This is a genomic window from Dyella sp., from assembly GCF_035508675.1.
In the GTDB taxonomy this organism is placed as follows: Bacteria; Pseudomonadota; Gammaproteobacteria; order Xanthomonadales; family Rhodanobacteraceae; genus Dyella_B.
Window position 1 is genome coordinate 1 of the sequence record NZ_DATJMN010000357.1, and the last position, 5973, is coordinate 5973.

At 62.3% G+C, this 5973-nt stretch carries 4 protein-coding genes; all 4 read left to right on the forward strand.

The window, feature by feature from the left end; all coding sequences use genetic code 11:
• Positions 1–861: 861 nt before the first annotated feature.
• Entirely contained in the window at positions 862–2658 is a 1797-nt protein-coding gene (locus VMA74_RS18890) for an FAD-binding oxidoreductase (RefSeq protein WP_325369800.1), read from the forward strand.
• A gap of 137 nt (positions 2659–2795) precedes the next feature.
• A complete protein-coding gene (locus VMA74_RS18895) occupies positions 2796–4481 on the forward strand; it encodes a hypothetical protein (RefSeq protein WP_325369802.1) in 1686 nt (561 codons plus the stop codon).
• A gap of 367 nt (positions 4482–4848) precedes the next feature.
• A complete protein-coding gene (locus VMA74_RS18900) occupies positions 4849–5625 on the forward strand; it encodes a TenA family transcriptional regulator (protein ID WP_325369804.1) in 777 nt (258 codons plus the stop codon).
• A gap of 79 nt (positions 5626–5704) precedes the next feature.
• A partial coding sequence (locus tag VMA74_RS18905) for a hypothetical protein (RefSeq protein ID WP_325369806.1) occupies positions 5705–5973 on the forward strand: 269 nt, incomplete at its 3' end.

Here is a 5973-nt window from a genome sequence, read left to right on the forward strand (position 1 = left end):
GATTTCCCGGACGTGGCGATTTCACCGAAGTTGATTTACACGCGCTTGATCACCGCGTTCGGTGCGGGTGTGCAAGGCGTGCTTTGAATGCAAAAGCCGAACTAGCGCCGAACCTCAGCTGCGCGGCATACCGTCCCCTCCGCTGCGGCAGTACTTGATTAGCGTCGAGTCTCAGTTGCTGTGTTTTTTGCGCGTCGTCCCGGCGAGGCGCGTTAAGGCACTTCTATAAATTGCCCTCATAGCGAAGCGGGCATCTGGATCATCCCGGGAAACTATTCCCTCCCCTGCGAAGTAGGGGAGGGCTAGGGAGGGGTGCGAGCGCAGCGAGCGGCGGGAGCCCACCATCGCTCCCATGCCCTTGCTCAGGAAATTCAGCGGTGTGCTAAAGCCCAAGCAACCCCACCCCAACCCCTACTGCCGCAGGGGAGGGAGTGCATCGTGGCGAGTATCAAGTTGTACCGACTTGTCACGCTGTTGGACGAGTAGCGGGCAATTGATAGAAGTGCCGTTCACAACAGCGAAGCGGGTCAAACCGTGACCCAGTGACGTTGAGGCGCCCAAAAGGCGCTGGGCTCCGGCCTTCGCCGGGGCGACGATGAGGGGTTACTGAGACTCGACGCTAATCAAGTGCGAAGTGGGGGAGGGAGTGCATCGTGGCGAATATCAAAACGTTGAGGTTCGCTTGCGCTCACCGCCAACCTGCGCCAGCTTTCTGCAAAGAGGGGAGAGTGATTCAGCGAAGCATTTCGTCCCGCGCACGCCACCACTCGTCCCCAGCCCCTCGCCACACGTCCCTTTGCGATGGCGGAACCGCCGGCTCACGCCAACACTCGCCCCATTCCACCTACCGGAGCGGGACCCATGAACAGGCGCGAGTTATTGAAGGCGGCATTGGCGATTCCATTCTTGCCAGCCGTGATGACCGGCGGCATCGGCACCGCCCTGGCCGGCAGCTCGTTTACACGCGTCCGCCCCGGCCAGGCCGGCTGGCCGTCGCCCGCGCAATGGGACGGACTTCGTCGCGCCGTGGGCGGGCGCCTGCTCCAGCCGCAATCACCTTTCACGGCTTCCAAGGCGGCCTGTGACGAGGTGCTCAAGCACATCAAGAACCCGTTTTACATCGGCGACCAACCGGGCCTGACCCAGACCAGCGGCTGGGCCGATGCGTGGCTGTCGCAGCCCAGCGCATATGCCGTGGCGGCCGAAAGCGCGGCCGACGTGGCCGCGGCCGTCCGCTTTGCCAGCAAGCATCACCTGCGCCTGGTGGTGAAAGGTGGCGGGCATAGTTACCAGGGCACCTCCGATGCACCGGATTCCTTGCTGATCTGGACGCGGCACATGAACGCCATCAGCCTGCACGATAACTTTGTGGGGCAGGGCTGCGAAGGCATGCAAGCGCCGCAGCCGGCGGTAAGTGTGCAGGCGGGCGCCATGTGGATCGACGCTTACGATGCCGTGACCACGCATGCCGGCCGCTATGTACAAGGCGGCGGCTGTTGCACGGTGGGCGTGGCGGGATTGATCCAAAGTGGCGGCTTCGGCAGTTTCTCCAAGCGGTTCGGCATGGCGGCAGCGGGGCTTATCGAAGCGGAAGTTGTCACGGCGGACGGCGAGGTGCGCATTGCCAACGCGTGCATGAATCCCGATCTCTTCTGGGGCATCAAGGGCGGCGGTGGCGGCAGCCTTGGCGTGGTGACGCGGCTTACGCTGCGCACGCATGCGCTGCCGGAATATTTCGGCGGGGTGTTCGGCGAAATCAAGGCGGCTTCGGATGCCGCGTTTCACGCGCTGATCGCCAAAGCCATCGCCTTCTACCAGGGCGAACTGTTCAACCCGCATTGGGGCGAGCAGATGCGCTTTCGCGGGGAAAACGTATTGAACATTTCCATGGTGTTCCAGGGCTTGAGCCAGCAACAGGCGCAGGCGACCTGGCAGCCGTTCCTGGATTGGGTGCATGCAAGCGGCGATTATCAATTCACCAAGCCCGTGCAGGTTTTGGCGATACCCGCGCAGCATTTCTGGGATGCGGACTATTTCCGGCAGCACGTACCCGGCGCCATGATTGCCGATGACCGCGACGGTGCGCCACGCAACCACGTGCTGTGGGCGGGCGACCAGGGGGAGGTCGGCTGGTTCCTCCATAGCTTCAAATCCGCATGGCTGCCGGCTTCGTTGTTGCGCAAAGACCGGCAGGCGGCATTGGTCGATGCGATCTTTGCGTGCACGCGCCAATGGGACGTGGAGTTCCATTTCAACAAAGGCCTGGCCGGTGCACCGGCCGAAGCGATCGCCGCGGCGCGCGACATCGCCACCCATCCGCAGGTGCTGGATGCCTTTGCGCTGGCGATCATCGCCGGCAACGGCGCACCGGCCTATCCCGGTATGCCCGGCGCCAACCAGGATCTGCCGAAGGCGCGCGCGGAAGCCGCAGCGGTCGGCCGCGCGATGGATGCGTTATTGAAGGTCGCACCGAACGCCGGTTCGTATGTGTCGGAAAGCGATTATTTCCAGCGCGATTGGCAGCACGCGTTCTGGGGCGCGAATTATCCGCGCCTGGCGGCAGTGAAGCGCCGCTACGATCCGGACGGTTTGTTCTTCGTGCACCACGGTGTGGGGAGCGAGCGCTGGAGTGCGGATGGATTTACGCGTGTGGCGTAGCCATGCGTAAATTGAAATTCACGCTGCTTTCACGTTTTCGCGCCAAGTCGCTGTCAACAAGCTTTCATTTGCCAGCATTAACGTGCTTCGGGTTGTGCGCAGTACTCCGTTTCATCACACACCTTCCGGAGACCACGATGACCGCGACTTCCCGCTTCCGTTTTCGCCGCACGCCCCTCGCCGCCGCACTTGCCATCGCCGCGTTGGCCGCCGGCGCCGTGGCGTATGCCAACGATGCATGGCAGGACCATGCGTTCCATTTCTGGCCTGGCAACCTGGTGGTAAGCCGCAGCGTGTACGACAACAACGCCGGCAACGTGACCGTGGGTGAAGTGCTGCCGCCGAATTGCCCGGCGGCCAGCGGCGCGTGCGGTGCTGCCAGCGGTGCGCCCTACGACGGCAGCTATCCTTACGTGTGGAACAACGTTATCTACGACGCCAGCTTCGGCATCACCTCGCGCATCTACCTGGATCAGATCACGCCCGAGGGCTGGCTGATCGATTCGCTGGAAGTGTCCAACAACCTGCACCCGTCGTCGCGTGCAGGGGAGCTCGTCACCAGCTTCAGCTCCAAATCCGAACTTGGCCTGCATCTGTCGCTGGATGGAAGGTATCTCAGTTTCATGGGATATGTGGCGCCGGTCGATACCATCGATGTTTCCAATGCCAATACGCCGTTGGCGATCGACGACACTAATCCGGACGGCCAAGTGTTTTACCGCGCCGTGGCGCTGCTGGATCGCAACGGACATTTCCGCTTTACCGAAACCAATGCCTACAGCGGCAACAACGGCCGCGCGGCGGTCTACAACAACCTCAACGGCGCCAACCTGTTCTACACCGTGGGCAACGCCGGCAATGGCGCGAACCCGCAGCCGGATGGGGTGATCCTTGGCGCGGGCGCGCAAGCCATTGCCGCCTCGCCGCTGCCGGAATCGTTACAGACGCCGGTAACGCCCACGCCGCTGGCAAGTTTTTCGGTGACGGCATTAGGTGCGAAGGCCGACAAGGTCGGCAAGGATGACAACTTCCGCGGCATCACCGTGTTCAACAACGTGGTGTACGTCACCAAGGGTAGCGGCGGCAATGGCGTGAATACGGTTTATTTCATCGATACCACCGGCAAGGCTTGCCCGAACGGCGTGGGCGTGCCGGCGGCGGGTGCAGTGCTGCCGACGGCGCCGCTTGCCTATAACGCATCCACGCTGCAGGCCAGCGGCTTGCCCACCAACATGTGCGTGCTGGCTGGCTTTCCCTCGACGACGAACAAGAAGGCCACGACCCTGGCGTATCCCTTCGCCTTGTGGTTTGCCGATGCCAACACTTTGTATGTGGCCGACGAAGGCGACGGCTATACCGGCGGTACGGATCTGTATACGCATGCCGCGGCGCAGACCACGGCCGGCTTGCAGAAATGGGTGTTCAACGCCGCCACGCAATCCTGGACGCTGGCCTATACGCTGCAGGCCGGCCTGGACCTCGGCCAGCCGTATACGGTGAAGGGCTATCCCACCGGCAACAACCTCGCCACTGGCCTGCCGTGGTCACCGGCGACCGACGGCCTGCGCCAGATCACCGGGCGTGTGGATGAAGACGGCAAGGTCACTCTCTGGGCGGTCACCTCCACCGTCAGCGGCAATGGCGATACCGGTGCCGATCCGGACAAGCTGGTCGTCATTCGCGACGAGCTGTCGAACACGACCGCGGCGGGCGCTGCGAATGAACGCTTCGTGACGTTGCGCTCGGCCGGATTCGGCGAAGTGCTGCGCGGGGTTTCGTTTACCCCGGGCACGCGCCTGCACCGCGGATTCGGCTGGCATTAGCACCTGGCGTTGGCGCTGAGCGCAAGCGAGCCCGACATGGCGATGCAGGATGCCATGTTGGGGTTCGGCGTTGCCTCACCGCCAACCTGCGAGCAGGCCGGCACATCAAGCCCTAGGGAAAATGGCACTAACTTAAGCGTCATTGCTCCATGGCCTGCCGCGATGTGCCCCTCCCCTTCGCAGGGGAGCGGGCACATCACTGCAAGCGTCGAGATACACGCTTAAGTTAGTGCCATTGGCCCTAGGGAGAGTCGCAACCGCTAAGCCGGGCGCCCACTATGGTGGTGCTGGGTAGCCGCACTGGCGCCCAGTCGAGGCCCATTTCCGGGCCGAAAACCAACCCGTAACCCTAGTGGAGATTTATCTTATGTACGCACATTTCGAACGCACCGGCTCGCTGACCGAACTTTCCAGCTATCCGCGTTGGGCGCAAGACCTGATCGCCGCCTGCGAACCGACCAAGCAGGCTGTGGTGAAACATGAGCTGTGGACACTGATGCGCGAGAACCGTCTGGATGCTACAGGCACGCGCGATTTCATGGTGGGCGTGTGGCCCGTGATCGAACGTTTTCCGGGCTATATGGCGCTCAACCTGCTGAAAACCCGCTATGGCCGCAGCCCGGGCGAAAACATGGCCCGTCGCTGGCTGGTACGCAACATCCGAGTGGAGCAGAATCATGCCGAATACTGGCTCAATTGGGCCGAGGGAGCAGGGGTGCCCCAAAGTGAGGTATTGAACGGCACTTCCCCTTACGGGACGGACGCGCTGGCCAACTGGTGCGAGGAGGTGAGCCGCAGCGGTCCGCTGGCGGCCGGCATGCTGGCAACCAATTACGCGGTGGAAGGGGCAACCGGAGAGTGGTCGCAATGGGTCTTCGACAGCGCGACCTATACGGAGAGCTTCCCCAAGGCGACCCGCGCGGGCACGCTGCGTTGGCTTCAACTTCACGCCGCGTATGATGATACTCATCCATGGGAGGCGTTGGAGATCGTATGCACCCTGATCGGCACTTCACCGCGTCCGGATGAAGTGGCGTATCTGCAAGAATGCGTCAAGCGTAGTTACGTAAGCATGAGGATTACCCTGGATCGGTGTCTGGATGTGCGTCGTGACCCATGGGCAGCCAGTGAAGCGGCCGCTTAAGTAAAAGTGCTGGTGGGGCGATACACATCGGGTCAGCAGTTTTTTACTGTGGATGACAGGCTCTTAAGATAGGGGCACGATGCGTACCGCCCAGCATGCAAAGCAACGACCGCTGTCACAGCGCCTTATGCCGTTGGCATACGGCTTGGCGGCGGTCGTTGGCTTGGTTTTGTGCCTGACCTGGGGGGCGCTGCAGGTACAGGTAACGCTGGCGGGTTTCTTGAATGGCGAAAGCCTCTGGTCGAAGGCGCAAAAGCAAACGGTCATCGAACTGGCCGGCTATGCCCGCACCGGTGATCCTGACCGGCTCGCACGTTTTCGCCGCAACTACGATGTCGTAAGCACCGA